The sequence below is a fragment of the Streptomyces sp. NPDC059900 genome, from assembly GCF_050270335.1.
Classification (GTDB): domain Bacteria; phylum Actinomycetota; class Actinomycetes; order Streptomycetales; family Streptomycetaceae; genus Streptomyces.
Map to the genome: position 1 here is coordinate 1 of NZ_JBNNJZ010000918.1, position 2161 is coordinate 2161.

A 2161-nucleotide genomic window follows, 5' to 3' on the forward strand; every position below is an offset into this window, starting at 1 on the left:
GTTCGTCTTCGGCGGCACGCCTGCCTGGGCTGCCCCTGACGCCCGGAAGGCCGCCTACCCCGAGGGCGCCCGGGCAGCCCCTCCCAACGACCTGGCCGACTGGGATGCCTTCGTGCGGGCGCTCGTACGGCACGCGGGCGCCCGCATCGACGCCTACGAGCTGTGGGTCATGGCCAACCACGAGCACCACTACAACGGCAGCGTGAAGACGCTCGTCGAGATGACCCGCACAGCGAGCCGCATCATCAAGGAGCGAGACCCCGACGCGACGGTGGTCTGTCCCTCGGTCACGAAACTGTGGACGGCTCGGGCGCACAGGTTTCTGACGGAATTCGCCGCGCTGGGCGGCTACCAGTACTGCGACGCGGCGGGCGTCAAGCTCTACCAACGCCGAGTAACCGACCCGCCGGAGACCATCCTGGAAGCGGTACGAAAAGTTGAGCAGACCTTCCAGAAAGCCGGCTACCACCTCCCGCTGTGGAACACCGGCACCACCCAGACCCTGCCGCTGAACGATCCACTCGAGCCGGAACAGGCAGCCGACCACGCCGTCCGCTTCTACCTCGCGGGCCTGTACGCCCGCAACTGGGGCCTGCAACGCATGTACTTCTACGCCTGGGGCAACGGGAAGATCCCGATCGTGCTCCAGGCCGAGCGGCAACCGCCGACGAAGGCAGGCCTGTTCGTGGGGGTGCTGCAGCAGTGGCTCGCGCACGCACGCGTCACCTCCTGCGGGCACGGCCCGGAGGTCTCCCTCCCGGAGAACGTCTGGGAGTGCCGGTTCACCGCCCCGGACGCACGGGGAACGCCGCGTACGACCCGCATCGTCTGGGCGTACTCCGGTACGGCGACCGTCCGCGCCGGCACCGGGGCATCGACCGTCCGCCGGCTCGACGGCACCGCGTCGGCCCTGAACGCCGAGGACTCCGTGCAGATCACCGAACGCCCGGTATTGATCGAACACACTGTCGCGCCGTCGGCATGACAAGCGGTACGCAGAAAAGGCAGGCCCGGCCTGCCGGAACCTTCGAGGCGCGCCCGTGCAACAGCGCCGAGCCGGGTACGGACGATCCCGTCCCGGCCGGACAGTCCGGCCGGGGGATGACACCCCCGGCCGGAATCAGCAGTGCCCCCCGACCACGCAGCATCTCCGTTGCGGTCAGGGCGCGTTGGAGGGCGGCGAGCCGCTCACCCAGGCATTTCTGGATGCTGAGGAGAGTTGGACGCCCGCGGCCGAAGGCCCCCCCGGAGCCGAAGATGCGCGTGCCGCGTCACCCGAGATCGGGCATGTCCCTGAGCTGTCTGCGTGAGGTGATACCGAGCTTGCGGAAGATGTTCCGCAGGTGGGCGTCCACGGTGCGCGGGCTGAGGAACAAGCGCCCGGCCACCTCTTTCGTCGTCGCACCCGCCGCGACCTGGCGTGCGATGTGCGTTTCCTGCATGGTCAGACGGTCGTAGGTGGGTGCGGAGCGGCTGCGGGCGACTTCCCCGGTCGCGCGCAGTTCGTCCGCGGCGCGCCGGGCGAACGCCTCCAGTCCGGTTGCCGAGAGCTGCTCGTGCGCGGTGCGCAGGTGTTCGCGCGCGTCACGGCGCCGGCCGGCGCGGCGCAGCCATTCCCCGTACCGCAGGTGCGCCCGCGCCAGGTGCGGGACCAGCGTGGTGTTCGTCAGGTGCTCGAGCGCCTCCCGGTGGTCGTCCTCCGCTTCGCTGACCAGCGCCCGCGCCCCCGCGGCCACGCCGAGGGCGAATGGGGTTCCCGCGGGCTCCGTACGCTCGAGCAGGGACTCCAGCGCCGTGTGTGCGGCGGCGGTCTCGCCGCACCGGACGGCCGCCTCCACCAGTTCGGGCAGCGCGATGCCGGTGAGGAACAGGTCGCCGCCCGCCACCGCGCGCCCGGCGGCGGCCAGCGCGGCCGGGTAGTCGCCCAGGCCGTTGTACAGCACGGCCGTCGCCCAGTGGGCATTCGCGGTCAGCTGCCCGCTGGGCCGGTTCGTGACATCGGTGAACAGGTCGAGCACCTCCTGACGGCAGCCACGCCACGCCGCCAGGTGCACTCGGGGGTAGAGCTGCGGCAGGTCACCGACCGCGTCGGCCAGCGCCTCCTCCTCGGCGATCGCGGCCATCGCCCGCCCGAAGTCGCCGGTGAACACCGCGGACAGGG

General features: G+C 71.3%; 1 protein-coding gene and 1 pseudogene. One reads left to right on the forward strand and one right to left on the reverse strand.

All coding sequences use genetic code 11. The annotated features are described in order from the left end of the window. Window positions 1-985 (forward strand): annotated as a pseudogene (locus ACQKIP_RS45670) (helix-turn-helix domain-containing protein); the annotation flags it as partial. A gap of 286 nt (window positions 986-1271) precedes the next feature. Here ACQKIP_RS45670 and ACQKIP_RS45675 read toward each other — a convergent pair. After that, on the reverse strand, window positions 1272-2161 hold an 890-nt coding region (locus tag ACQKIP_RS45675), incomplete at its 5' end, for a helix-turn-helix transcriptional regulator (protein WP_427745697.1).